This window comes from Pseudomonas sp. AC070 (genome assembly GCF_979258635.1).
In genome coordinates this window covers 1,021,540-1,047,283 of the sequence record NZ_OZ409871.1, presented here as the reverse complement: position 1 = coordinate 1,047,283, position 25,744 = coordinate 1,021,540, and the positions used below count along the sequence as shown (strand labels likewise).

The 25,744-nt window shown below is 62.9% G+C and carries 23 protein-coding genes; 13 read left to right on the top strand and 10 right to left on the bottom strand.

The features are described from left to right. Window positions 1–138: 138 nt before the first annotated feature. Window positions 139–1,080: an MBL fold metallo-hydrolase gene (locus tag ACZZ0Q_RS04615; protein ID WP_463542237.1), complete on the top strand. Its 942-nt coding sequence runs from the start codon at window positions 139–141 to the stop codon at window positions 1,078–1,080. Window positions 1,081–1,174: 94 nt separating this feature from the next. Continuing rightward, entirely contained in the window at window positions 1,175–1,432 is a 258-nt protein-coding gene (locus ACZZ0Q_RS04610; RefSeq protein ID WP_463383671.1) for a YebG family protein, read from the top strand. A 152-nt stretch (window positions 1,433–1,584) separates the two neighbouring features. Here ACZZ0Q_RS04610 and trxB read toward each other — a convergent pair whose 3' ends face one another. Further along, window positions 1,585–2,526 (bottom strand): thioredoxin-disulfide reductase, encoded by a 942-nt coding sequence (gene trxB, locus ACZZ0Q_RS04605; protein WP_463539931.1) that lies wholly within the window; start codon window positions 2,524–2,526, stop codon window positions 1,585–1,587. A gap of 270 nt (window positions 2,527–2,796) precedes the next feature. Between trxB and cysZ the strand changes: the two genes are divergently transcribed. Both cysZ and ACZZ0Q_RS04595 read left to right on the top strand, forming a co-directional pair. Continuing rightward, entirely contained in the window at window positions 2,797–3,552 is a 756-nt protein-coding gene (cysZ, locus tag ACZZ0Q_RS04600; protein WP_463539932.1) for a sulfate transporter CysZ, read from the top strand. Window positions 3,553–3,591: 39 nt separating this feature from the next. Beyond that, window positions 3,592–4,761, top strand: a complete 1,170-nt coding sequence (locus tag ACZZ0Q_RS04595) for a glycosyltransferase family 4 protein (protein ID WP_463539933.1) — start codon at window positions 3,592–3,594, stop codon at window positions 4,759–4,761. A gap of 53 nt (window positions 4,762–4,814) precedes the next feature. On the opposite strand, the gene ACZZ0Q_RS04590 is transcribed toward ACZZ0Q_RS04595, so the two are convergent. Both ACZZ0Q_RS04590 and ACZZ0Q_RS04585 read right to left on the bottom strand, forming a co-directional pair. Next, complete coding sequence (locus tag ACZZ0Q_RS04590; protein ID WP_463539934.1) at window positions 4,815–5,102, bottom strand: PA4642 family protein; 288 nt, start codon at window positions 5,100–5,102, stop codon at window positions 4,815–4,817. Between the two features lie 61 nt (window positions 5,103–5,163). Next, window positions 5,164–5,634 (bottom strand): hypothetical protein, encoded by a 471-nt coding sequence (locus ACZZ0Q_RS04585; RefSeq protein ID WP_463542238.1) that lies wholly within the window; start codon window positions 5,632–5,634, stop codon window positions 5,164–5,166. Window positions 5,635–5,805: 171 nt separating this feature from the next. On the opposite strand from ACZZ0Q_RS04585, the gene ACZZ0Q_RS04580 reads away from it, so the two are divergent. The 6 genes from ACZZ0Q_RS04580 to ACZZ0Q_RS04555 all read left to right on the top strand — a co-directional run bounded on the left by ACZZ0Q_RS04580 (window position 5,806) and on the right by ACZZ0Q_RS04555 (window position 11,153). Next, window positions 5,806–6,750, top strand: coding sequence for a 4-hydroxyproline epimerase (locus ACZZ0Q_RS04580; protein ID WP_463539935.1), 945 nt, complete (start codon window positions 5,806–5,808; stop codon window positions 6,748–6,750). Continuing rightward, window positions 6,747–7,853, top strand: a complete 1,107-nt coding sequence (locus ACZZ0Q_RS04575; protein WP_463539936.1) for an NAD(P)/FAD-dependent oxidoreductase — start codon at window positions 6,747–6,749, stop codon at window positions 7,851–7,853. Before ACZZ0Q_RS04580 ends, ACZZ0Q_RS04575 begins: the two co-directional genes overlap by 4 nt. After that, window positions 7,850–8,095 carry a (2Fe-2S)-binding protein gene (locus ACZZ0Q_RS04570; protein ID WP_463539937.1) on the top strand — a complete coding sequence of 82 codons (246 nt, stop codon included), beginning with the start codon at window positions 7,850–7,852 and terminating at the stop codon, window positions 8,093–8,095. Before ACZZ0Q_RS04575 ends, ACZZ0Q_RS04570 begins: the two co-directional genes overlap by 4 nt. Continuing rightward, window positions 8,092–9,351, top strand: coding sequence for an FAD-dependent oxidoreductase (locus tag ACZZ0Q_RS04565; protein WP_463539938.1), 1,260 nt, complete (start codon window positions 8,092–8,094; stop codon window positions 9,349–9,351). Before ACZZ0Q_RS04570 ends, ACZZ0Q_RS04565 begins: the two co-directional genes overlap by 4 nt. 33 nt (window positions 9,352–9,384) lie before the next feature. Next, window positions 9,385–10,131: a PAS domain-containing protein gene (locus ACZZ0Q_RS04560; protein WP_463539939.1), complete on the top strand. Its 747-nt coding sequence runs from the start codon at window positions 9,385–9,387 to the stop codon at window positions 10,129–10,131. 104 nt (window positions 10,132–10,235) lie between these two features. Further along, a complete protein-coding gene (locus tag ACZZ0Q_RS04555) occupies window positions 10,236–11,153 on the top strand; it encodes a dihydrodipicolinate synthase family protein (protein ID WP_463539940.1) in 918 nt (305 codons plus the stop codon). Between the two features lie 245 nt (window positions 11,154–11,398). Here the strand turns inward: ACZZ0Q_RS04555 and ACZZ0Q_RS04550 are convergent, their stop codons facing one another. Further along, window positions 11,399–11,956, bottom strand: a complete 558-nt coding sequence (locus tag ACZZ0Q_RS04550) for a hypoxanthine-guanine phosphoribosyltransferase (RefSeq protein ID WP_463539941.1) — start codon at window positions 11,954–11,956, stop codon at window positions 11,399–11,401. 264 nt (window positions 11,957–12,220) lie between these two features. Between ACZZ0Q_RS04550 and upp the strand changes: the two genes are divergently transcribed. Together upp and ACZZ0Q_RS04540 are read left to right on the top strand one after the other, a co-directional pair. Beyond that, complete coding sequence (gene upp, locus ACZZ0Q_RS04545) at window positions 12,221–12,859, top strand: uracil phosphoribosyltransferase (protein WP_122452495.1); 639 nt, start codon at window positions 12,221–12,223, stop codon at window positions 12,857–12,859. A gap of 3 nt (window positions 12,860–12,862) precedes the next feature. After that, window positions 12,863–14,137: a uracil-xanthine permease family protein gene (locus tag ACZZ0Q_RS04540; RefSeq protein ID WP_463539942.1), complete on the top strand. Its 1,275-nt coding sequence runs from the start codon at window positions 12,863–12,865 to the stop codon at window positions 14,135–14,137. Between the two features lie 46 nt (window positions 14,138–14,183). On the opposite strand, the gene ACZZ0Q_RS04535 is transcribed toward ACZZ0Q_RS04540, so the two are convergent. Then, the gene (locus tag ACZZ0Q_RS04535; protein WP_463539943.1) at window positions 14,184–15,209 is read right to left on the bottom strand and encodes a Glu/Leu/Phe/Val dehydrogenase family protein; all 1,026 of its coding nucleotides are present in this window, start codon (window positions 15,207–15,209) and stop codon (window positions 14,184–14,186) included. Window positions 15,210–15,375: 166 nt separating this feature from the next. Here ACZZ0Q_RS04535 and ACZZ0Q_RS04530 point away from each other — a divergent pair, with 166 nt between their 5' ends. Next, window positions 15,376–16,179 (top strand): SirB1 family protein, encoded by an 804-nt coding sequence (locus tag ACZZ0Q_RS04530; RefSeq protein WP_463539944.1) that lies wholly within the window; start codon window positions 15,376–15,378, stop codon window positions 16,177–16,179. A gap of 27 nt (window positions 16,180–16,206) precedes the next feature. Here ACZZ0Q_RS04530 and ACZZ0Q_RS04525 read toward each other — a convergent pair whose 3' ends face one another. From ACZZ0Q_RS04525 to ACZZ0Q_RS04505, 5 genes are read right to left on the bottom strand one after another with little or no spacing between them, the layout of a single operon-like run. Next, entirely contained in the window at window positions 16,207–17,010 is an 804-nt protein-coding gene (locus tag ACZZ0Q_RS04525; protein ID WP_463539945.1) for a YfaP family protein, read from the bottom strand. Window positions 17,011–17,014: 4 nt separating this feature from the next. Continuing rightward, window positions 17,015–18,649 carry a DUF2300 domain-containing protein gene (locus ACZZ0Q_RS04520; RefSeq protein ID WP_463560323.1) on the bottom strand — a complete coding sequence of 545 codons (1,635 nt, stop codon included), beginning with the start codon at window positions 18,647–18,649 and terminating at the stop codon, window positions 17,015–17,017. Between the two features lie 3 nt (window positions 18,650–18,652). Continuing rightward, window positions 18,653–23,362 (bottom strand): alpha-2-macroglobulin family protein, encoded by a 4,710-nt coding sequence (locus ACZZ0Q_RS04515; RefSeq protein ID WP_463560321.1) that lies wholly within the window; start codon window positions 23,360–23,362, stop codon window positions 18,653–18,655. Next, complete coding sequence (locus ACZZ0Q_RS04510) at window positions 23,359–23,979, bottom strand: DUF1175 family protein (protein WP_241000584.1); 621 nt, start codon at window positions 23,977–23,979, stop codon at window positions 23,359–23,361. The genes ACZZ0Q_RS04515 and ACZZ0Q_RS04510 overlap by 4 nt, the downstream gene beginning before the upstream one ends. 26 nt (window positions 23,980–24,005) lie before the next feature. Beyond that, on the bottom strand, window positions 24,006–25,730 hold the full coding sequence (locus tag ACZZ0Q_RS04505) for a DUF2138 domain-containing protein (RefSeq protein ID WP_463539946.1): 1,725 nt from the start codon (window positions 25,728–25,730) through the stop codon (window positions 24,006–24,008). Window positions 25,731–25,744: the final 14 nt, after the last annotated feature.

Below are 25,744 nucleotides of genomic sequence, written 5' to 3'. Positions count from 1 at the left end.
GCGGTTATTTCCCAGCGATAACCTGCGTCCGGCCCACGTCCGTCTATGGTGGTTGAGACCACTTCGCAAGGGAGCTTGAAGATGAAAAATCCAGTGTGCTGCACGCACCAGGCGCTGCTGCTGATTGTGCTGGTGTTGATGTGCGCGTTCAGCCTCGTGCACCCCGGCCTCGCCATTGCCGCCCCGGTGGCCAAACAGAACAGCCAAGTGCCCGGCTATTACCGGCTGGCGCTGGGCGATTTTGAAGTTACCGCGCTGTATGACGGTTTCAACCTGATCAACAACAAACTGCTCAAGGGCGCCAGCGCGGACACCATCCAGAGCGCGCAAGCGCGGCAGTTCCTCGACGCCACCAACGGCGTGCAAACCGCCGTGAATGCGTTTCTGATCAACACCGGCGAGCACTTGGTGTTGGTCGACAGCGGCGCCGGCAAGTGCCTGACCGACAACCTCGGCAACGTGCAACGCGACATCGAAACGGCCGGCTATACGCTGGAACAAGTCGACACCCTGCTACTCACCCACCTGCACCCCGACCATGCCTGCGGCGTGCTCGACGCCAAAGGCGAACGCGCGTTTCCCAACGCGACGCTGATGCTCAACAAAGCCGAAGCCGACTACTGGCTGAACCCGGAATTGCTGGCCAAAGCACCTGCCGACAAACAAGCACGGCTGAAAATGATCGCCGCCAGCGCCGCGCCTTATAAAGCTGCCGGCAAGCTGAAGCTGTTCACCGACGGCAGCGAGCTGATGCCGGGCGTGAAAGACATGGCCCTGTACGGCCACACCCCTGGCCACAGCGGATTTATGTTCACCTCCAAAGGGCACAAGTTGCTGGTATGGGGCGATGTGGTGCACAGCCACTCGATTCAATTCGCCCATCCGCAGGTGGCCATCGACTTCGACAGCGACGCCAAACAAGCCATCGCCACGCGCAAACACATCTTCGCCGAAGCCACGGCAGAGAAATTCCTCGTCGCCGGCGCCCACCTGCCCTTCCCCGGCATCGGCCACGTGCGCAAAAAAGGCACGGGCTTTGCCTGGGTGCCAATCGAGTTTTCGCCGTTGCCCAAACCCTGATTGCGCGGTGCCACTGTTCAACCGGGCGCGAGTCCTTTATGCTCGCCAACCTGTATAAATACACAGTAATCGTTGCTAGAAGGTGAGGTGATGAATGGCCGTCGAAGTGGTGTACCGCAGCAGTCGCGATCCGGAGCGCTTGTTCATGGATAAAGCCGAAGCCGATCGTTACGACAAAATGCTCGAACTGGCCGAATCCCTGGCCGTGGTGCTGCAAAAAGCCGTGCCGTCGCTGAGCGAACAGCAGGTTGAGGAAATCGGGATTTACATGGCGAAGAACAGAGATGTTTTCGCGAAAGCTTTTAAAAATCCAGAAGCGTTGAACGAGCTAAATAGCGCCGAAGAAGCCTGAATTCAGCACTAAAAATCGTCGCCTTACGCAGTAGAGGGTTTCGGAGCGAAGGCCAGGCAAGGCGCCCCGGAGCTTTTAAGCGCAGCGTACTCAAGTACGTGAGCATTAAAAGCGAGGACGCAACGCTGCATGGTCGAAGCTCCGGAAGCCGACTAGGCCTCTAGATACTTTTCTACATCGAGTGCAGCCATGCAACCCGCCCCGGCAGAGGTAATGGCCTGGCGATAAACGTGGTCAGCCACATCGCCTGCCGCAAACACGCCGGGAATGCTGGTCGCCGTGGCATTGCCTTCGCGCCCGCCATTAACCACCAGATAACCGTCTTTCAACGCCAACTGCCCTTCGAACAACGCAGTGTTGGGCGTATGGCCAATGGCGATAAATACGCCGTCTACCTTCAGGTCCGATGTAGCGCCATCGTTGTGCTGCAAACGCACGCCGGTTACGCCTTTGTCGTCGCCGAGCACCTCGTTTACCGAAGCATTGAGCTTCAGCTCGATTTTCCCTTCAGCGACCCGCGCATACAGTTTGTCGATCAGAATTTTCTCTGCCCGGAAGGTTTCGCGGCGGTGCACCAACGTCACTTTGCTGGCGATGTTGGCCAAGTACAGCGCTTCCTCCACAGCAGTATTGCCGCCGCCGACAACCGCCACTTCGCGGTTGCGGTAGAAGAAGCCGTCGCAGGTGGCGCAGGCCGACACGCCTTGGCCCATAAACGTCTGCTCCGACGGCAAGCCCAAGTAACGGGCGCTGGCGCCAGTGGCGATAATCAAGGCATCGCAGGTGTAGGTGGCGCTGTCGCCGGTGAGCGTGAAGGGCTTGCCGGCCAGGTCGACGGCATTGATATGGTCGAAGACGATTTCGGTTTCAAAGCGCTCGGCGTGTTCCTGCATACGCTGCATCAGCGCGGGACCCGTGAGGCCATGCACGTCGCCGGGCCAGTTATCCACTTCGGTGGTGGTGGTCAACTGGCCGCCGGCCTGCATGCCGGTAATCAGCAGCGGTTTGAGGTTGGCGCGCGCGGCATACACCGCAGCCGAATAACCGGCAGGGCCGGAGCCGAGAATAATCACACGAGCGTGACGAACAGCCATGGACCGCCTCCTCCGGCATCGCCGGAAATAAAAAGAGACCACCCGAGCACTTGGGGAAGGCTGTGAAGAGGGGCAGTCCCGTAAACCGTGTCCGCTAGCGGACGACAATGGCGGCAAGGTTACGGAGCCGATTGTTATCTAGGAAATGTCGAATACTTATGCGTGTCATAGCCGAACGCTATCCCGCTTCAGACACACCGTTACAGCCAACCGCTTCCGATCCCTGAGCGAAGGCGCTAAGGTCGGCCGGTCTTATTCAAGGAAAACGCCATGCCCGCTCCCGTCCTCTCCGGCCCGCAATACCTTCGCGAAGGCCTGAAGCTGGTGCTAAGCCCCGGCCTGCGCCTGTTCGTGTTGCTGCCGCTGGCCATCAACCTGATTCTATTTGTCGGCCTGATCGTCTTCGCCACCCAGCAATTCAACGGCTGGCTCCATGCGTTGATGCCCAACCCGGACGGCTGGCTGAGCTTTCTGAGCTTTATTCTGTGGCCGATATTCTTCGTGCTGATCCTACTGATGGTGTTCTTCACCTTCACCACCCTGGCCAACATCATCGCCGCGCCGTTCAACGGCTTTCTCTCGGAAAAAGTGGAAGTAGTGGTGCGCGGCGAAGACAATTTCCCGCCCTTTCGCTGGAGCGAACTGGTCGCCATGGTGCCGCGCACCCTGGGCCGCGAAGCGCGCAAGTTGGGCTACTTTCTGCCGCGCGCCATCGGCCTGTTTATCCTCTCCTTTATTCCCGGCCTGAACATCATCGCCGCGCCGCTGTGGGTGCTGTTCGGCATTTGGATGATGTGCGTGCAATACATCGACTACCCCGCCGACAACAACAAACTCGGCTGGAACGAAATGCTCGCCTGGCTGCGCGAGAAGCGCTGGCAGAGTTTGGGTTTTGGCGGTTCGGTGTACTTGGCGCTGCTGATTCCCGGCGTGAACGTGGTGATGATGCCCGCAGCGGTGGCTGGCGCTACGTTGTTTTGGGTGCGCGAGCGCTCGGCAGCCACTGTCACAACCGTGCAACGCTAACGTCATACGGCTTACACGACGCCAGCCGAGACTGGCGTCATGACCCAATCCTCCCTCCATATCGCGCTGATCAGCGAAACCTTTCCCCCGGAAATAAACGGCGTCGCCAATACGCTCGGGCGCCTGTGTGCGGGGCTGCGTGAGCGCGGCCATCAGTTGCAGTTGGTGCGCCCTCGGCAAAGCGTGGATGACGGGCAAAAAAGCACCGACGAGTTGCTGCTGACGCGCGGCTGGCCGTTGCCGGGTTACCCCGGTTTGCAGTGGGGCCAGGCGTCGATGCATAAGCTGCTGCGGCGCTGGAAACGGCGGCGACCAGATGTGCTGTATATCGCCACCGAAGGCCCGCTTGGGCTCTCGGCGTTGCGCGCCGCCAGGCGCTTGCGAATTCCCGTGATCAGCGGGTTTCACACCAACTTTCAGCAGTACAGCAGCCACTACGGCCTGGGCATGCTCACCCGTGCCTTAACCAATTACCTGCGCTGGTTTCACAACCGCTCGCAGCTCACGTTAGTGCCCAGCGCCAGCCAAAGCCTGGAGTTGCAGCGGCGTAGTTTTGAGCGCGTGCATTTGCTCGCCCGTGGCGTCGACAGTCAGTTGTTTCACCCGGCCAAACGCAGCGCCGAACTGCGCCGCGCGTGGGGCGTTGAAGACGGCGACCTGGCTGTCGTGCACGTAGGACGCATCGCCGCCGAGAAAAACCTGGCGCTGTTGGTGCGCAGTTTTCGAGCGCTGCAATCGCGTTACCCCGAGCAGCGCCTGAAGTTGATCATGGTCGGCGACGGACCGCAGCGTGCAGGCTTGCAAAAGGAATTGCCCGACGCCGTGTTCTGCGGCGTGCAGCGCGACCAAGCGCTCGCCGCGCACTACGCCAGCGGCGATCTGTTCCTGTTTCCCAGCCTGTCGGAAACCTTTGGCAATGTGCTGCTCGAAGCACTGGCGTCTGGGCTGGCGGTGGTCGCCTATGACCAGGCGGCAGCCGCCCAGCACATTCGCCACGGCCACAACGGCGCACTGGCGATGCCCGGTGATGAAGAGGCGTTTATCGACAGCGCCTGCTGGCTGCTCGAAGACCCGGAAACCCTGCGCCGCGTGCGCCTCAATGCCCGGCAACATGCCAGCCGCCAGGGCTGGCCGGCGATTGTTCAGCAGTTCGAAACCTATTTGGTCGACACCTGCCGCAGCACCAGCACCCTGCCCGTCACGCCGTAACGCCCACAAAAAAGCCCGTCACCTGGACGGGCTTTTCAGCATTAGCAACCCACTCAACCGCGAGCCGCTTTGATCGCCTCGATGTACGGCTCGGCCAAGCGCTGGTCCTGAATCAGGGCGACGAAATCATTGCCCTTGGCATCTTTGGCGTTGAGGTCGTAGCCGGCTTCCACGAAGAAGGTCAGAAAGCGCTCGAAGTCGTCGATGCGCAAACCACGGTAGGCCTTGACCAATTTGTGCAGCGACGGCGGCGTCTCATCGGCCGGTTCCACCGCGAGGAACAGCTTGATCGGCTCGTCACCAATCTCTTCGCCAATCACCTGTTTCTTGTCTTTACGCATGGGTCTTTTCTCTTAACGGGGAACGCCGGGCCGGCAGTTTACTCCGCGCCGGGGCGCTGGCTCAACGCACACGCTGGGCAGCGCTGTGCAGATCAGCCCAGACGTGGCCGTTGGGGTAACTCAGAAACTGCACATACACGCCGCCGTTGCGCAGCAGGTCGAGCAACATGGAGTACTGCGCCAGCGGGTAATTAAGGTTTAGGGTTTTGCTGGCGTCGTCCAGGCTCGGGCGCTTGAGGCTTTTGCCTTCCGTCTCGAAGCGCACCAGCACCTGCGTAACCGTGGCGCCCTTGCTCACGGCTTTGGTCTTGAGCAGCAGCCAGGCCGGTGAGGTGATGGGAATGGGTTGCTGGTTCGACTCGCGCTGGCTGCCAACCACCACCGAGTATTCGGTCACTTGCAGCACTTGCTGCTGTTCTGGCGCTTCATGGCGCAGGTTTTGGTCGTCGGGCGGCAGGTACTGTTCGTGAGGCAACGCGGCGTTGGCCAGCGATGCGGCACAGAGAAACAAGGCAATTAAAGAAACACGCAGCACGGTCAGCTCCTCGGAAAAAACAGCGCGCCACCTTAGCACGCGTTTTCCTACAGCCAAGTGGCAGCGTTCTGTGCCGATTTCGTCATCCGCGCGGCGCAAAACCCTCAAGCCGATTGGCCCATGAACGCTCAGTCTTGCAGAACCTTCTTACGGTTTCGGAGACGCCCCATGCGCCGCATCCAGATTATCGACAGCCACACCGGCGGCGAGCCGACGCGACTGGTGATCGACGGTTTTCCCGACCTGGGCACCGGCAGCATGGCCGAGCGCCGTGCGCTGTTGGCGGACCGCTACGACGCCTACCGCGCCGCCACGGTGCTGGAGCCACGCGGCAGCGACGTATTGGTCGGCGCCCTGCTCTGTGCGCCGGTCGATCCATCCGCCTGCGCCGGGGTGATTTTCTTCAACAACAGCGGCTACCTCGGCATGTGCGGCCACGGCACCATCGGCCTGGTGATTTCCCTGGTGCACCTGGGCCGTATCGGACCGGGCACGCACCGCATCGAAACGCCGGTGGGCACCGTGGAGGCCACGTTGCATGACGACCACTCGGTGAGCGTGCGCAACGTGCCGGCATACCGCTTTCGCTCGGCTGTGCAGCTGGAGGTGCCGGGCTACGGCGCTGTCACCGGCGATATCGCCTGGGGCGGCAACTGGTTTTTCCTGATCAGCGAGCACGGCCAACGCATCGACGGCAGCAACCTCGGCGCCCTTACCGCCTACACCGTCGCCATCAGCGCGGCGCTGCAAGCCAACGGGATTGTTGGCGAAGACGGCGGCGTAATCGACCACATCGAGCTGTTCGCCGACGACGACCAAGCCGACAGCCGCAACTTCGTGCTGTGCCCCGGCAACGCCTACGACCGCTCGCCCTGCGGCACCGGCACCAGCGCCAAACTGGCGTGCCTGGCGGCAGACGGCACGCTCAAGCCCGGCGAAATCTGGCGTCAGGCCAGCGTCATCGGCAGCCAGTTCGAAGGCAGCTACACCTGGCTTAACGACGGCGAGCCCGGCCGGGTGATTCCCACCATTCGCGGTCGCGCGCACCTGAGCGCCGAGGCCACGCTGTTGCTGCAAGACGACGACCCGTTCGTCTGGGGCATCGTGTTGTGAATGCGGACGTCATCATCGTTGGCGCCGGTATCGTCGGCGCGGCCTGCGCCCACGCCTTCGCCCAGCACGGCCTCGATGTGCTGCTGCTCGACGACCTGCGCGGCGGCGCCACGGCCGCCGGCATGGGCCACTTGGTGGTGATGGACGACAACCCCGCCGAAATGGCGCTCAGCCAATACTCGCTGGGCCTGTGGCGGCGCTGGGCGCCCGCGCTGGATGAGGGCTGCGCCTACCGAAATTGCGGCACGTTGTGGCTCGCAGCCAACGCTGAAGAACTGGCCGTCGCCGAGCAAAAGCGCGCGCTGCTTGAAGCCGAAGGCTTGGGCTGCCGCATGCTCGGCGCCGAGGCCGTTCGTGAGGCGGAACCGATGCTGCGGCCGGGCCTTGTGGGTGGGCTGCATGTCAGCGGCGACGGCATTGTTTACGCGCCTAACGTGGTTCGCTGGTTACTCACGCAACAACCCGAACGTATTCGCCAGCGCCAGGCCACGGTCAACGAAGTTAGCGGCAACCGTGTGCGCCTGGACAGCGGCGAATGGCTAAGCGCCTCGGCGGTGGTGCTGGCCTCGGGCAGTGCGCGCGACCTGTGCCCGGAGTTGCCGATTCGGCCGAAGAAAGGTCACTTGTTGATCACCGACCGTTACCCTGCACGCATTCGTCATCAATTGGTGGAATTGGGCTACGTCAGCAGCGCCCACAGCAGCAGCGGCACCTCGGTGGCGTTCAATGCGCAACCGCGCCCCACTGGGCAAATTCTGATCGGCTCGTCGCGCCAGTTCGACAGCCTCGACCCCGCCGTGGACCACGACGTGCTCGCGCGCATGTTGGCCCGTGCCCTCGATTACTTGCCGGAGCTGGCGAACATGAACGCCATCCGCAGCTGGACCGGCTTTCGCGCCGCCACACCCGATAGCTTGCCGCTGCTCGGCCCGCACCCGAGCCAAGCCGGCTTGTGGTTGGCGCTGGGCCATGAAGGCCTGGGCGTGACCACCGCGCCGGGCAGCGCGCAGTTGCTGGTCAACCAAGTGCTCAAGCAACCCAGCGCCATCGACTCTGCGCCCTACTCGCCCTTGCGCTTTACCAAGGCGGAGCAACCGGCATGAGCACGGCCATCGAACTGCGCGTGGATGGCCGCGCAGTGCGTGTAGCTGCCGGCACCAGCGTTGCCGCCGCGCTGTACCTGGCCGGCGACGGAACCAGCCGCACGGCCATCAACGGCAAACGTCGCGCGCCATTCTGCGGCATGGGCGTGTGCCAGGAATGCCGCGTGAGCATCAACGGCCAACGCCGCCTGGCCTGCCAAACCTTGTGTGCCGATGGCATGCAGGTGGAGACACAGCCATGACCTGCGATTTCGACCTGCTGATCATCGGCGCTGGCCCGGCCGGCATGGCTGCCGCCGTGGCCGCCAGCAGCAGCGGACAACGCATCGCCTTGCTCGATGACAACCCCGCTACCGGCGGGCAAATCTGGCGCGCGGACGTTCATGCACCTGCCCCTCAACCTGCGCAAACACTGCGCGCGCAGCTAGCTGTCGCCAGCAACGTTGAGTTGTTCACCGGTACCCGCGTCATTGCCCAGACTGATACCCAGCAGTTGCTGTTGGAAAACGCGCTACACAGCTGGCGGGTGAACTACGCGCAGCTGATTTTCTGCACCGGCGCGCGAGAAATTCTGCTGCCCTTCCCCGGCTGGACGCTGCCGGGCGTCACGGGCGCGGGGGCGTTGCAGGCGTTGATCAAAGGCGGCGTTCCGGTTCGCGGTGAACGTGTGGTCATCGCCGGCAGCGGGCCGTTGTTGTTGGCCAGCGCGGCCAGTGCAAAAGCGGCGGGTGCGCAGGTAGCTGCCATCGCCGAACAGGCACCCGCGCGTCGAGTCGCCGCCTTTGCGGCGCAGCTGCCACGCTGGCCGAGCAAGCTACGCCAGGCCGTGCAGTTGGCCGACTGGCGTTTTCGAATGAATAGCCAGGTGCTCGAAGCGCTGGGCGATGAACGTCTGGAAGCGGTGCGCATTCGCCAAGGCCACCGTGTGCGGGAAATTCCCTGCACGCGCCTGGCCTGTGGCTTTGGGTTGCGCGCCAATACCGAGCTGGCAAGCGCCTTGGGCTGCGAGGTAAACGAGCAAGCCATCGTCGTCGATGGGCAGCAGCGCACCAGCCGCGCGGGGCATTTTGCAGCGGGTGAATGCACCGGCATTGGCGGCAACGAACTGGCACGCGTCGAAGGCGCCATTGCCGGCTATGCGGCGGCCGGCTTGTTCGACCAGGCCCAAGCGCTAACTGCCCAGCGCCAGCACTGGCAGCACTTTGCCGATCAACTCAACCGCTGCTTCGCCCTCGACCCGGCCTTGAAGCATCTGCCCCAGGCCGAGACCCTGCTTTGCCGCTGCGAAGACGTGCCCTATGGCGCCGTGGCCGGATTCGCCGACTGGCGCCAGGCCAAGCTGCACACCCGCTGCGGCATGGGCGCGTGCCAGGGACGGGTGTGCGGCAGCGCCGCTGAATTTCTACTCGGCTGGCCGGCGCCCGGTTTGCGCGCGCCCTTTGTGCCGGCGCGGGTGGAAAGCCTGCTTCCCAGCGCCGCGCAGCCGGCCGTAGAGTAGGGGCCGCCACCATGAACGGAGCCACCACCGCCCATGTTTCCCGCCGCGCTGCCCACCCCAAGGGACTTGCCCGACCTGCTCGGCAGCCTGACGCAAATTGCGCCGCTGCTCGATGCCATGCCCGGCGTGGTGTTCTTCATAAAAGACATGCAGGCGCGCTACGTGCTGGCCAACCAGACACTGGCGCAGCGCTGCGGCCTGCGCGACAAAAACGAGCTGTTGGGCAAGACGGCGGCCGAGGTATTCCCCACGCGTTTTGGCTCGCTATATACCGAGCAAGACCTGCACGTGATGAGCGCCGGCAACCCGCTGAGCGACCAGTTGGAGCTGCACCTGTATCCCGGTCGCGAGCCCGGTTGGTGCCTGACGCACAAGCTGGCATTGCGCGATGTGCACGGCGCGATCATTGGCATGGCGGGCATTTCCTACGACCTGCTAGCACCGCAGTCCAGCCATCCGGCGTACCAGAAACTGGCCAGCGTCGACGCCCATATTCGCCAGCACTACGCCCAGCCCATCAGCTTGCGCGACCTCACGCAACTGGCGGGGTTGTCGGTGGCGCAACTGGAGCGCCACTGCAAGCGCATCTTCCAGCTCACGCCGCGGCAGATGATTCACAAAGCGCGCCTGGGCGCCGCCTCGCAGCTACTGGCTGGCGACTTGCCGATCACCGAAATCGCCCTGCTCTGCGGCTACACCGACCACAGCGCCTTCAGTCGCCAATTCAAAGCCCTCACCGGTTTGTCGCCGACGCGTTACCGCGAAAGCCTCGTCCACTAACTGCCCTTGACCGCATGCCGCCCGGGAAACGTTTCCGCGTCGGCGCGTGGGCGTTTGTTTTGTCTTTTCCCGTCCGTTACCTACAGCCATCCCAGGAGTCGCACATGAGCAACAAGCCTAACTGGAGCGGGGTATTTCCCGCCGTCACCACCCAATTTCGTTCTGACTTTTCCGTCGACCTGGACGCCACCCATGCAGTGATCAGCGGCCTGGTGCGCGATGGCGTATCGGGCTTGGTGATTTGCGGCACGGTGGGGGAAAACACCTCGCTGAGCGTCGAGGAGAAAATCAGCCTGGTGGAAGTGGCCAAAGACGCCTCGGCCGGACGCGTGCCGGTGATTTCCGGCGTGGCGGAATTCACCAGCCTGAACGCCAGCAAGGTCGCCAAAGAAGTCCAACGCGTAGGTGCCGACGGCATCATGCTGATGCCCGCGTTGGTGTACTCCTCCAAACCCTTCGAAACCGCCGCGCACTTTCGCAGCGTGGCCGCCAGCATCGACCTGCCGGTGATGGTCTACAACAACCCGCCGATCTACAAAAACGACGTGACGCCCGACATCCTCATTTCCCTGGCCGACTGCGACAACATCGTCTGCTTCAAAGACTCCTCCGGTGACACCCGCCGCTTTATCGACGTGCGCAACGAAGTCGGCGACCGCTTCGTGCTGTTCGCCGGGCTTGATGACGTGGTGCTGGAAAGCATTGCCGTGGGCGCCGTGGGCTGGGTATCGGGCATGTCCAACGCGTTTCCCAAAGAAGGCGAAACCCTGTTCCGCCTCGCCAAAGCCGGCCGCTTCGCCGAGGCAATGCCACTGTACGAATGGTTTATGCCGTTGCTGCACCTGGACGCCCGTCCGGACCTGGTGCAATGCATCAAGCTTTGCGAACAGATCATGCAACGCGGCACCGCCCTCACCCGCCCGCCGCGCCTGGCGTTGCCCGACAGTGACCGGCAATTTGTAGAAAGCGTGATGGAAAAAGCGCTGGCCAAGCGGCCGGTGTTGTTGGACGTAGGGTTGTAAAAAGCATCGCGGCTAATCGGGATGCCGCCCAGCCGCTCCCACAGACAGCGCGATACCTGTGGGAGCGGCTTCAGCCGCGATGCCCTTGATCTTGAAAAAAACCCAAACCCACCAAAAATCGAGATCGAGCGAGATAGAGCCCTACAAGGCAAAAAGCCCTGCTGAAAGCGGAGTTGGCTGTAGCCAATGAGCATTTCAGCAGGGCTTTTTAACGCCGGAGGGCCGACGCGCAGCCGATCGGTTTTCTACATGCCTTTGACGGCGTAGATCCCGGGGGCATTGCGCCAATAGCCCTTGTAATCCATGCCATAACCAAACACATACCGATCCACACACGGCATACCCACATAATCGGCCTTCAAATCCGGCCGCGCTTTACGGTCGTGGGTTTTGTCGACCAGCACGGCGATGCGCACGTGCTTGGCGCCAGCGTGACGGCAGAAGTCGATGATGGCGCCCAGGGTGTGACCTTCGTCGAGGATGTCGTCGATGATCAGCACTTCGCGATCAATAAAGGAAATCTCGGGTTTGGCTTTCCAGAACAGCTCGCCACCGCTGGTTTCGTTGCGGTAACGCGTGGCGTGCAGGTAGGAAAGTTCGAGTGGGAAGTTCAGTTTGGGCAGCAGCTTGCCGGAGAAAATCAGGCCGCCGTTCATGACGCAAAACACCACCGGATTGCTCTCGGCCATTTCGCTGTTGATGGCGGCTGCCATGGTGTCGATGGCCACTTCGACCTCGGCGTTGCTGTACAGGCAATCGGCCTCGGCCATCACTTGCTGGATGTGGGCGATATCGACGGACATGGGCTATTCCTCACGGGGTCTAGGTGCGCTGATCAAAACCTGATCAAGGCGTCAAAATAAAAGTCGGCAAAGGTACGCATCCCCTCGGCGTGGGGCAAGCCCCATCGGTCACGTGTCGCCAATGATGCGCGGCGTATCTGTTGGCGACATTTCCTGTCCGCAGGTACAGGAAATGTAGGCGACCACCCGGTCACGCCGCCACTTGGCATATCGAATGCTTTACTCTTGGCACAATTTTTTGCCAGCACGTTCGGAGCCCACCCCATGCCCATCCGCGAAATCCGCCACCCACTGATCCGCCACAAGCTAGGTCTGATGCGTCGCGCCGATATCAGCACAAAAAACTTCCGCGAACTGGCCCAGGAAGTGGGCGCTCTGCTCACCTACGAAGCCACCCAGGATCTGCCCCTGGAAAACTACGCCATCGACGGCTGGTGCGGCACTGTTCATGTGGAAAAAATTGCGGGCAAGAAAATCACCATCGTGCCGATTCTGCGTGCCGGCATTGGCATGCTCGAAGGCGTGCTCAGTTTGATTCCGGGCGCCAAGGTCAGCGCCGTGGGCGTGGCGCGCAATGAAGAAACGCTGCAAGCGCACACCTACCTGGAAAAGCTGGTGCCGGAAATTGATGAGCGCCTGGCGCTGATCATCGACCCGATGCTGGCCACCGGCGGCTCGATGGTCGCCACCATCGACCTGCTGAAAAAAGCCGGCTGCAAAGACATTCGCGCCATGGTGCTGGTGGCCGCGCCGGAAGGCATCAAGGCGGTGCAAGACGCGCACCCCGAGGTGATGATTTTCACCGCCTCCATCGATGAAAAACTCAACGAACACGGCTACATCATTCCCGGGCTGGGCGATGCCGGCGACAAGATTTTCGGCACCAAGCAAAAGGACGCCTAAGCCATGCAAGACGACTTCAACGATCCACTCTGGCGCACGGTGCTGTCGGGCGCGCAGATGCTGTTCGTGGCGTTCGGCGCCTTGGTGCTGATGCCGCTGATTACCGGGTTGGATCCTAACGTGGCGTTGTTCACCGCAGGCCTGGGCACCATCCTGTTCCAGATCGTCACGGGCCGGCAGGTGCCGGTCTTCCTGGCGTCGAGCTTTGCCTTTATCACGCCGATCATTCTTGCCAAGGGCCAGTTCGGCCTGGCGGCCACCATGGGCGGCATTGTCGCGGCGGGCTTCGTTTATACCTTTCTCGGCCTGGCGGTAAAAATCAAAGGCACCGGGTTTATCGACCGTCTGCTGCCACCCGTCGTCATCGGCCCGGTGGTAATTTCCATCGGCCTGGCCATGGCGCCTATCGCGGCCAACATGGCCATGGGCAAAGCGGGCGATGGCACCGAGTTGATCCCCTACAAAATCGCCATGCTGATCTCCATGCCGGCGCTGCTGACGACATTGATCGTCGCCGTGTTCGGCAAAGGCATCTTCCGCTTGGTGCCGATCATTTCCGGCGTGCTGGTGGGCTTTGCCCTGGCGTTTTATTTCGGCGTGGTCGACACCGCTAAAATTGCAGCCGCACCGTGGCTGGAACTGCCGAAATTCACCGCGCCGGAATTCAACTGGCAGGCGATTCTGTTCATCGTGCCGGTCGCCCTGGCACCGGCCATTGAACACATCGGCGGCGTGATTGCCGTGGGCAGCGTGACGGGCCGCGACTACCTGAAAAAACCTGGCTTGCACCGCACCCTGCTCGGCGACGGCATCGCCACTTCCGTGGCCGGCCTGTTTGGTGGCCCGCCCAACACCACCTACGCCGAAGTCACTGGCGCGGTGATGCTGACGAAAAACTACAACCCGAAAATCATGACCTGGGCGGCCGTCTTTGCCATCGTGCTGGCCTTTATCGGCAAGTTCGGCGCGTTACTGCAAAGCATTCCGGTACCGGTCATGGGCGGCATTTTGTGCCTGTTGTTCGGCTCGATTGCAGCGGTGGGCATGAACACGCTGATTCGCCATAAGGTCGACCTCAGCGAAGCGCGCAATCTGGTGATTGTGTCGGTGACCCTGGTGTTCGGCATCGGCGGCGTGCTGGTCGGCACCGGCACCGGGCCGGATGACGTCGGCCTCAAAGGCATTGCCCTGTGCGCCATCGTCGCCATCGCCTTGAATTTGCTGCTGCCGGGTAACGACAGCTGGAAGCGCAAGGCTGAAGGCGAGATCGATCTCTAACGCGGCGACCGCATCGCCTGCTCTTTCCTAGACGGCCGCTGGCCGTCTAGCGACTCCCGTACAAAATCTTCTCCGCCAACGCATCCGCCACCCGCGCGGGCGAGCGTTTGTCTGCCTGTGCGTGGCCGTAAATTTCAGTTAAGCGCCGATCAATCTGGGTGAGGTGCGCAGTAATGGCCGGCAGATCTTCGCCTCGGTGTTTGAGGGCAACGTAAATGAGCCCGCCGGAATTGATGACGTAATCCGGCGCGTAGAGGATGCCGCGCGCTTCCAGTTCATCCGCCGCGTTGGCGCTGAGCAGTTGGTTGTTGGCCGCGCCTGCCACCGCCGAGCAGCGCAGCTTGGCCACGCTGGCCGAATTCAAAACGCCGCCCAGGCCGCACGGCGCGAGGATGTCGCACGGTGTGCAAAGCAGCGCTTCGTTGGCCACCGGCCGGGCGTTGAGCTGCTCGACGGCCAGTTGCACGCGGCCGGGGTCAAGGTCGCTGACCAACAGTTCGGCGCCGGCCGCGTGCAGCTGTTCGGCGAGGGCGAAGCCGACGTTGCCCAAGCCCTGAATGGCCACCCGTAGCCCTTCCAGATCGTCGCTGCCCAAGCGCGCCTGGGCGGTGGCGCGAATGCCGGCGAACACGCCCATGGCGGTGTGGGGCGAGGGGTCGCCGGCGCTGGTGGTGCTGGTGACGTGGCGGGTGTATTGCGCCACGCAATCCATGTCGGCGCTGAGGGTGCCGCTGTCGATGGCGGTGATGTACTGGCCGCCGAGGCTGTCGATGGCGCGGCCAAACGCTTCGAACAAGGCGGCGCGGTTGTCGACACCGGGCGGGCGCAAAATCACCGCCTTGCCGCCGCCCTGGCTCAGGCCTGCGAGCGCGGCTTTGTAGCTCATGCCCTGGGCCAGGCGCACGGCATCGTCGATGGCGCTTTTTTCGTCGGGGTAACTGAGGTAGCGGCAGCCGCCCAGCGCGGGGCCGAGTCGGCTGTTGTGAATGACGATAACGGCCCGAAGCCCGGTGGCCGCATCGTTGAAACAGTGCAGGGCCTCGACACGTGCCGCTTCCATTAAAGCGAACATGTGATGACTCCTTATTGTTGTGGTTCCGAGCAGTATAGGTGGCCGCATACGACCCAACTGACCAGGCGAGCATAAGCAAGGCCGCGTTGCGCAAAGCCAGGCATAACGCCGCGCTGGACGAAGTGTTAGCTAACCGCTACAACCCTAGGGCGACCCGGAGAAGCCCATGACCCCACGCCAAGCCTGCCTTGCCTGTCTGGACCGTGAACCGCCTGCGCTGTTCGAAGCCGCGCTGTGGATTGCGGCTGAGCACGACGACAGCCTGGTGCCGCAACAGGTGCTGCGCGAATTCACCGGTTTGGTTCATCAGGTCAGCAGCGGCTTGCCCCATCTGCCCGCCCATGAACTGGCGCAACCGTTGTTGCGACGCCTAGGCGAGCTGGATTTCCACGAAGATGACAGCAGCCCCTTACTGCCCCGCTCCGCCCTGCTCGATCAGGTGCTGCTGCGCAAGCGTGGACAACCATTGTCGCTGGCACTGATTGCCCTGGAGCTGGCCGAGCGCCTGCACATTCCTCTGCAAGGCGTGAACTTCCCCGGTCACTTTTTGCTGCGGGTGCCTGGCGCTGACCATCTGCTGGACCCCAGCAGCGGGCGCCGTCTGTATACGCGCGACTGCCGCGAGTTACTGCTGCGCACCCTCGGCCCGAAAGCGGAGCTGCATGCCACTCACCTGCAAAGCTGCACTGCGCGTCAGATGCTGCAACGCCTGTCGCGCAACCTGCGTGGTTTGCACACGCAGGCGCAGGAGCCGCTGGCGGCGTTGAAAGATGCGGAACGGGTGTTGTTGCTCGGCTCGCCCAATCTGGTCGACCACTTGGCGCGGGCCGACATCTACCGCCAGCTCGACTGCCCGCAGGCCGAGCGTTACGACGTGGAACACGCGCTGTTGTTAAGCGAAGACACGGCGCAGCGTTTGCTGCTCAGCGAGCGGTTGCGCCAGTTGCGGGCTACGCCGGAACTGCATTGAGCCGTTGCTGGCGCAGCGGCAAAACCGTCACGGGTAGCTGAAGCGCTTCACCATGGTCAGCTCGCCCGTGGCGCGCATGGGCACGATGAACGATTCCTGCTTTTCGTTGGCGGTGCCTTCCTGAGTTATGACGGTGACCTGGGCGGTGGTGAGGATTTGCTCGGGGGTTTCCACGCCTTCTTCGTCGCTGCTGGAACCGCCGCCGAAGTAGTTCACGTACACCAGGTATTCACCGCTCAGCGGCGTCGGCGAGGCGAACATTTCCGGGCCGAAGCCGGTGGTCACGTCCACATCGAGCGCGCCGCCATTGGCAGCTGAACGATCGCCATACCAAATGTGCCCGCCATCAGGCGTGACCACGTGCAGGTCGAGGTCGGTGTTGTCGCTGTCCCACGACAGCACCACGCGCAGCTTGGCGGCTGTCTCGCCGCTGCCGCGGTTGTAGAACTGCACGCGGTGTTTGGCGGTGCCTTCGGCGTTGCGCACTTCCACGCTGTTGCTGCCGGAGGGGAACACGAACGGGCGGTCGAAGCTGCCGTCTTCCTGCACTTTGAGCGGCATGCTGATGCCGTTGACGATCAAGCGCGCCGGCTTGCTCGCGTCTTTGGGGGTGGCCGTGATTTGCCCGGCAATGCGCGCGGTGTTGGCTTGGTCGGCCGCGCTGTTCACTGAGGAAGCCGGGTAATTCACTTCCTGCATAAAGTGCGCGCCCTCGTCGGAGCCTTTGCGCCAGCCGCCAACTGGCGTGTCGATTTGCACCCCGTCGGTGGCGAGCGCCGCCAGCGGCAGGCAGGCGAGGAACAGGGCAATTTCAGTCAGGCGTACACGCATGGGGCTATTCCAGAAGTAGGTGGCGGGCGAGGCCTTCGATGTAGGTTTCGTCCTGGCCGTTGGGGTGTGCGCCAAAGGCCAGGTGCAAGTATTCGTGGGTCAGGTCGAGGCGGTCCTGCAATGAGTAGAAGCCTCGAACAAAAATGCGTTGGCGCTCACGGTCGACATGGGGTTTGCCGCCGCTCAGTTGGCACACAGCGAAGTCGCTGGTTTCCACATAACCGGGCTCGCGTTGCAGGCGCTCACGCCAGCCGCGTTGTTGGTTTTTCAGCCAGTCTTCGCCGTTGCCGAGCGCCTGGCAGGCGGCGGTGGGTTGGTCCCATCGGCTGAGGCTGGCGCGGGGAAAGGCACGGGCGAGAATGGCGTCATAGCGCAGACCCTGCCCGGCTTGTTCCACGGCGTTTTGCCAGGACAGACGATCCGTTCCGGCTTTGTCGCTGTGGTAGTTCACCGGGCTGCCGGCTAACACCAGGTCGGTGGTCCAGGCGGCAATTTGCCGGGCGCCTTCGCTGGCTGGGCGTGGTGCCACGCGCTGGCTGGCGCTGCTGTCGGTGATGCTCAGGCACTCGCCGTTGCGGGTGGCGGTTTGCAGCAGATAGGTGCGAATGGTCACGGCCAGCGCTTTCGCCGCTTCGGCCGGTTGCGCCTTGGCTTCGCGGTCGAGCACGCGGGCCACGTAGTCTTCGCGGCTGAGGCGTGCGGTGAGCTGGCCATCGGCGCCAACAAACAATTCGCCTTCGCTGCTGATGGGCAAGCGGTTGCCGTTGGCGAACTGCACCTCGTAGTCGCCGCGCAAGGCACCGGCGCCCACCAGTTGACCGCTGGCTTTGCTGCGCACTTGCCGAACCGGGTAACGGGCAAACAATTGCACTTGCACGCAGCGGCCCTGCTCGAGCGGTGGCGGTGTCGGCAGCGCAGCGCCCAAGGCTTGCGCGTAGTTTTTCAGAATGCGCTGACTGGTGCCCACGCCACCCGCCCAAACGGGGGTGCCGTCTACCAACCAGCCGGCGAAACCACCTTGGCGCGCCTGGGCATCGTGGTCGGCCAGCCAGCTCCAGGTTTTCACCCGTAAGCGACTGCCCAGCGCGCCGAGGGCGGCGCCGTCGGGGGCATGCAGCATCACGTCGAGCAGCACCCGACGCGCCTGCTCCTGCGCCGGCAAGCGTCCGAGTTGTTGCAGCAGTTCGGTCACGCGCACGCGCTGTTGAGGCTGCAACTGCGCCATGTCGCTCAGCCACAACGGCGCCTGGCGTTGCTGCCAGTAGGCGCGCCAATCGGCGGCATCGAGTTTGAGATTGGCGGGGGAAAAATACAGGCCGCAGCTTTGCGTCAGCGCCTGATCGCGTTCGATGCGTTCACCGGCTTTGCAGCAATACACCTCGTCGCGGTCCTGACCTTTGCAGGTGTAGCCCACTTCGGGTTTGTGCGTGTCGACCAAATAGGCATACACGAACAATTTCCACAGGCTGCCCAGTGGCGCGCTGAGGTCGGCCGGCAACGGGCCGCGACTCGTCACGCCTTGCTGATTGAGGTGCAGCAGTTGCGTGTCCGGCGCGGCGCCAATGGCCAGTTGCAGCGGTGCGTCCCCGGCTCTGGCGAGCAGGGGAAACAACACGATGCACAACCAGCCAAGGCGCACGGCTTACTCGACCTTCAGGCTGCCGTAGCTCGGTTCGCTTTCCAGTGCCTGATCTTGCGGCGCGTACATGCGCACGTAGCGCGCTGGCGGCAGCGAGAATTCGCCTTTCTGCGAGAAGCGCACCAAGTGGCGCACGGTCATGCCGCCTTGCAGGCTGTCGACCGGCACCGCGTACAGCAGCTGACCATCTTCGTAGCGGGCTTTTTCCAGCGGCGCGGCTTCTTCGGAGTCCAGACCGCTGACTTGAATGCCCCAGGTGGTGCGTTCCACGTCGGCGCCTGGCGGCAGCGGCACTTCCAGCAAGCCGTAGCGCAGGGCGCGGGCGTCTTCGCTGGAAAGGCTCACTTCGTCCAGGTACAGGTCGTCGCCGGAGATGGCTTCGCCTTCGCCGACTTCCTTCACGCTGAATTCAAACGCGGCATCGCCCGGCACCAGACGCAGCAGACGGCGGCTGAGCGTCACCGGCAACACGCCCGGTTTGCTCTGCGCGCTGCGGTAGCTGACGGCAACGTTAACCGGCTCGGTCACCGAGGCGGGCAGTTCCAGGTTGCTCGGCACGCCATTGCCGACCCACACCCACTGGGTTTCGCCGCTGGCGCGTTGTTGCGCCTGCCAGCCTTCGCCCGGTTTCAGTTCGCTGGCAGCGGCTTTCTGCAGGCTGGCCGCTTGCAGCCAGGTCAGCGCCAGGGCGCGTTCCAGGGTCGACTGCTCAGGCGCCAGACGTTGCAGCAACGCTTTGGCCTGCCCGTGATCGACGCCGGCCAGCTTGGCTTTGAGACTGGCCACGAACGGATGCTCGCTGGCGTACACCACCTCTTGCGCGGCCGGCAGCTGCGCGCTGAACGCAGCAGGCGCGGCCACTTTGCTTTGCTTGGCCAGCTCGGCGGTGAGCACACGGGCAACGGCCAGACCGAGCTTGGAGTTAGGCGCCGCCAAAACCAGACTGGTCAGGCCGTCGTCGCTCGGGGTCGGCTCGGCATCGGCTGGTTGCACGCTGGCCACGTCGGTGCGCGGTGCATCGGCAGCCACTTCGGCTTCGCCGTTGCCGCTCGCTTGGGTCGCGGCATCAACTTTCGCCGCCACTTCGGCGTCGGCCTTGGCCTGCGCGTCGTGGTTGGCCAGGTCCGTCATCAAGCCTTCCACCAGGGTATTGATGGGCAGGTTCATGTCTTTGGCAAAGGCCAGAATCAGCGCGCGTTGCAGCAATGGCGTGGTGGCGGCTTGCTTGGCGTAGATGTCCATCACGCGCTGCCAGTGATCGGCAGGCAGGCTCAGCTCCAGCGCTTTGCTGGCGTACCAGTCGGCGTAGTAGGCGTAAGCGGTAAGGAAGGCATCCGGCTCGGCGCCTTCGCCCCACCAGGTGAACAACGCTTCAGGCCCGGCCATTTGCACCAGTCGCAGGCGGCTGTTCTGCATGATCAGACGCAAGCGGTCGGTAACGCGTTTTTCAATGCGCCCGCCTTCGGCGTTGCCCTGTTCGGCCTTGCTCAGCAATGGATAGGCGAGGCTCAACGGCAGCAAGCGGCTGGCGGTTTGCTCAACGCAGCCGTACGGGTATTCCAGCAGGTCGTCGAGGTTGCTGTTGAACAAGGCCTTGGCGCTGTCGTCCAGGCGCACGCTGATGTCACGGGCATCGCTTGGCAGTTGCAGCGCATTGGCCCCGGCGTTGGCGGCCACGCGCTGGGTTTGCAGGTCTTGCCAGCCTTTGCCAACGGTACGCAGGGTTACGCTCAGGGCGTCCACCGGCTTGCCGTCGAGCAACAGCTCGGCTTTCCACTCGCCCGCCGCGACCGGCACTTTTGGCAGCGGCAGGTAGTTGATGCCTTTTTCCAAGTCAATCGGCGTGCGTTTTTCCTGGCCGTTGAAGTGGCTGACCAATTCGGCTTTGGTCGCTTGCTCGCCCTGGTTGAACACGAACACGCCCATGGCCGGTTGGTCGTCCGCGCGGAACTGGGTCGGCCCGCTCCATTTCAGGTACAGCGGTTTTTCCGAACGGATGAACTGCTTCTTCTGGCCCACGGTGCCGGCGTCACTCACGGCGCGCGCGGTGATGCGCCAGCGGGTCAGGGAGTCGGGCATACGGAAGGTCAGCTTGGCGTGGCCGTTTTCGTCGGTGACCAGGTCAGGCTGCCAGGCGGCGGTGTCGACTTCTTCACGACGCGGACGCTCCAGCACTTTTACGCTGCGGTCGCTGCGGTTGGCTTTGCCCGGCGCGGTGGGCGAGCCCGGCAGCGCCACGTCGTAGCTGATAAACGACAGGCTGGCGCTGGTGCGCACGTTGTTGCGACGCGGGTGGTAGAAGAACTGATCGATGCTCGGCGCGATTTCCGGTTGCAGGGCGTAGATCATTTCGTCCACCACGCTGACGGTCAGACGCGTACCGGCCGGCTTGCCGGCGAACTGGGTGGTGAGGTCGATGGTGACCAGATCGCCCGGTTGGTACTGCTCTTTATCGGCGGCGATGGCGATGTCGATTTGCGGCGCAGCCACTTTGATGCCGGCGTTCTGGAAGCTGTAATCGCCGCCTTTTGTGTACAGCGCAGAGAACGTCAGGTTTGGCGAGAACTGCTCGGTTACCGGAATGCGCGCGCGGTACTGGGTGTCGCTGAGTTTCTCCAGCTTGAGCCAGTCGGCGCCTTTGCTCAGCAAGGCGGTGGCTTCCACCGAATCACGCTCCAGGGTCAGCAGGGCATCGCCCACGGGTTCGGGGAAGGTGATCAAGGCCAGGGCTTCTTCGCCGGCTTTGTATTCGGTTTTATCCAGCACGATTTCAATGGTGCCAGCGACCGCTTTCACGCCTTCGCCGCTGACCGAATGGCCGGTGGCGCCGAGGATCAGGCCGTCTTTGTCTTTGATGGTGATGCTGTAGCTGCCAGGGCGTTCGAAACTCAGGTCGAAACCATCGACGTCGGCGGCCAGGCTGCCGTCGTCTTTGCTCTGGTCTTCCAGGCGAACCCATTCGTAGTGCGCCGGTTTGTGGCTTTCTTTTTTCTGCCCGGCAGCGGTTTCACTGCGGTAGCTAAAGCGCACTTTTTCCTTGGCCGCACTGAAGCGCTGCGGGGCGCTGAGGCGGTAACGGGCGGCGCCACGTTCGATCAGGATTTCCTTGCTGGTTTTCACGCGGTACGCCGCGCCGTCGCTGGCGAATACGGTGAGCAGGTAACGGCTGGGCTTGTCGGCGGCCGGCAGTTTCAGCTCGGCACGACCTTGGCTGTCGGTGCTGATTTCGCTGGTCGCCAGTTCAACCGGGAATTGGCCGAGGTACTGCAATTCGTTGTCGATCATCGACAGTTGCTGGGCGCGCAATGTCAGTTGCACTTTGGCGTTTTTCACCGGCTTGCCGTCGGGGTAAACCAGTACCAGATTGCCCTTCACTTCTTCGCCGGTGCGGAAGTCCGGCTTGGCCAGGTCGAGGGCGATTTCGAAGTGCGGTTTGATGTAGTCAGCCACGCGGAAGGCGCTGCTGTATTGCTGGTCGCGGTAGCCGAAACGCAGTTCGTAACCACCGGCCACGGCGTTGCTCGGCAACTGGAAGCGGCCTTGGCTACCGGCTTTGCTGTCCATGCTCAGGTCGAGGGTTTGCAGGGCGGTGCCGTTGGCGTCGAGCACGGTGAGCTTCACCGGCGCGCTGGTGGGTGCTACCGAATCACGGGCGTTTTTGAATTCGCGGCCGAGAATTTTTACTTCCACCCAGTCGCCCGGACGGTACAGCGGGCGGTCCGTGAAGGCGTACAGCTTGGTGTCGTAGATCTCACTGTCGTAGTAGAAGTTTTCCGAGACGAACACGCCGCCTTCGCTGTCTTCGCCCAGCACATAAGAGCGCTCGGGGCTGGCGTGTTTCAGGCGCAGCAGGCCTTGCTCGTCGGTTTCACCACTGCTCATCACGCCCAGGCCGTCACTCCACAGCACCTTGGCTTTGGGCACCACGCTGCCTTCGTGTTTGCGCGCGGTCCACACCAGCAGTTGGTCGCCGGCAATTTTGCTCACCGCCACGGTGTTGGAGACGAACACCATGGTGGTGGCGCGGTATTTACCTACCAGCGCTTCGACCAGGTACAAGCCCGGTTTCAGCTTGCCCAGCGGGATGTACACGTTGCCTGGGTTAACCGTCACAAAGTCACTGGACGAGCCGGCCAGCTCAACGCCTTTTGGCGGCTGAATGGCTTTGGCATCCCACAGCGGATAGCGGAATTGCGCCACCAGCGGCAAGCCTTTCATGGGCGCGAACTGCGGGGTGTTTTCGTACTGGGTCGGCGTGGCGATGGCCGTGCCCATTTTCAGTTCCGGCGCCTCTTCGGTGACGTTTTTGCGCGACTCATACGAGAACGCGCGCTGCATCACGCGGCGGGATTTGCGGTACCAGTTATCCCATAGGTACGAGAGCGTGTTGGACAGCCCTTCACCCTTGAACTGCCCTTCCGCGACGACGCGGTGCAGGTTCTTCTGGCGCTTGAGAAATTCCAGCGGCTGGTCGATGCGGTACACGCGCATGTCCACGCCGCCGTAGGGTTCCATGGTGTAACGACGGTAATCGCGACCGGGCGCTTCAAGGCGCACCTGGGCCACTTCGTCGGTGGCGAAGCTGGCATCGGCCAGCAGGAAGAACGACTCGCCACCCACGGGCGAATAGCCGCTGGGGTTTACCGTGTCTTCGGCGTGCAGGCTGCTCAGGGGCACAAGCACGCTGGCGACCAGAGCTAGGGCCAGTTTCATCGAGCGAGGAATTGCAGGCGATAGATGCCGATAAAGTTCGGATTGGAATCGTCGGGTATCCATCGGGTGTCCTTCCATTTCATGAGTTGTTGCACGCTGACCGAACGCATGCCGTTATCGGTCGGCGTGGTGGTGCCTGTGTGGTATGCGATTTCGCGGCCCATCCAAATCATCAGATGTTGCTCATCGCCCTGGTCGAAAAAAATCAGATCGCCCGGGCGCGCCTGGTTAAGGTCGCGGCCCAGAAATTGGCTGTTGTACTGAATCAATTTGATCGCGTTGACGTACGGGCCAACCTTGCCGCCGCCCTGCTGCCATTGCTGGGCCAGGCTGCGTTGTTCGTTTTGCACCTGCAGTTCTGGCGGCAGGTAGCGGTTGCTCAGGCCGTTGGCGCGCAGCCACTTGGCGTCGTGCACTTTCAGCGCTTCGTTGGCGGCAAAGCGCACCAGGCCGGCACAGTCTTGCTGATGCCAGCGCGGGCTCGGGCCCTGGCGCAGTTGCTCTTGTGCGATGCGCACAAACCAGGCGCGAAAAATCTGCGACTGCTCGGCATCCAGCGGCGTTATGGCCGATGCAGTCGCGCAGGCGAGCGTGGGCAGCAACAGGCTTCCCAGCAGCACCAGCGTGATGGCAGCGCGCGATTTCACAGCGAACGCCACTCCAATGGCAGCCACTGCCAGTTGGAGTCCGGCGCGGCGTCGGCCGGCAGGGTCAGGGCGTAGTTGTTGTGTCCGGCCAAGGCTTTGAGCTTGGGCAGCAACAGGGTTTGCGCAGCGTTGCGGAACACCGGCTCGATGTCGCTGGGCAGCGCGTCGAGGGTTTCCTGTTCGAACAAGGCCGAGAGCGTGGACGGCGCCAGGTAGGCCGGCACTACGGCGTCCTTGGGCAATACGTCAGCCAGCGGCGGGAAGCGTTTGTTCAGCGCGTCGAGGCCTTTGTTGACGATGCTGTCGTCCAGGGAGAACAGCAGCGTGGAGCCTTGGCGCGCCATGCTCACGCGGAAGAAACCGCTGGCGGCCATGGCGTCGGGCACTTCGGCTTCGCTGGCGGGGTATTGGCCGAAGTTGGAGCTGACTTCGCGCTGCCAGACATGGGTGCCGTCTGCGCGGGTTTCGTCGCTCAGCGGGAAGATGCCGCCTTCTACGTTGGCTTCCCAGGCACCGATTACCGAGCCGAACAGCTTGCCAAGATTCTCGTCCAGGCTGGTGCCGGCTTTGTCGTCGAGTTGGCCGACCAGCAAGGGGCTGTGCAGGCGCGAATTCGGATACCAGCACAGGCCGGCGGCACCGGTCATGTGCTCGGCCAGTTGCTTGGCAACATCCGGCTGGGCGCCGACTTTGGCGAGCATTTTTTCGTGCACGGCCGGCGCGACGGGCAAGGCCACGCACGCGCTGGCGCCCATGGGCATGGCGCGCCAGATGGGGTTGAAGTCGAGGTTGGTTTTTTCGCCGCTGTCGTTCAGCGCCAGGAAGCTGTGCCAGCCAGCGCCGTCCATTTCAAAACGCAAACCGGCGAAGCTTGGAATAAAACGCTGGTAGCCCATGGCCACGTAGTCGCTGCCCAGGGAAATACGCTGCTTGAGCTCGCCGCGCTCTTTCAGGCCGAAGGCTTCAGTAAATACGGTGTCGCCATTGAGCATGGCTTCCACGGCTTCGGTGGCGCCCTTGCCGAGGTTGGCGCCGTCGTAGTCGCCTTCGAGCAACATGCTCGGGTTGGAGAGCATCACCAGCTTGTCGCCATAGCTGGCAAACAGCAGCGCGCGCTCGCCGTTGTAGCGCAGGCGGTACAACGGCACGGCGTCGCCATCCACTTGCAGTTCAGCGACTTTGCGCAGTTGCGTGTCGTCGGTAGCCACGTGGGCCAGCGGCTCGAGCAAACGCGCCAGACCGCCACGTTCCATCAGCACCACGAAGTTTTTCAACTTGCCGTCGGCGCCGCGCCATAGGGCGACCTGGGCCGGCTGGTCGAGCAACTGTTCGAGCAGGGTGTCCTGCAGTTGCAGGTCGTGTTCGTAGATGATGCGACGCAGGCTGCCGGTGATGCCGAGGCGATCCGGGTTGGCTTCGTAATAGAACACCAAGTCTTCGGTGAGGGTGTCGCGCAGCAGCGGCACGGCCAGCAGGTCTTTGGGCAGACGGCTCAGCGATTCGCTTTCGATCAGCACCTGCGGGTGTTGCAGGTCGAGCTGCAATTCACTGGCGTCGGCCAGCGTGCGCGGCGGCGCCATGTGCTGCTGCAACCAGCCAAGCACACCGGCGCCAGCGACCAGCGGCACGGCAACCGCCAGGGCGATGAGCACGCGACGCTTGCGCCCGGCTTTGCCTTCCGTGGAACCGGTTTCCCCGTTCTGGGTGGTGTTATCGCTCATGTAAGAAACCCCAA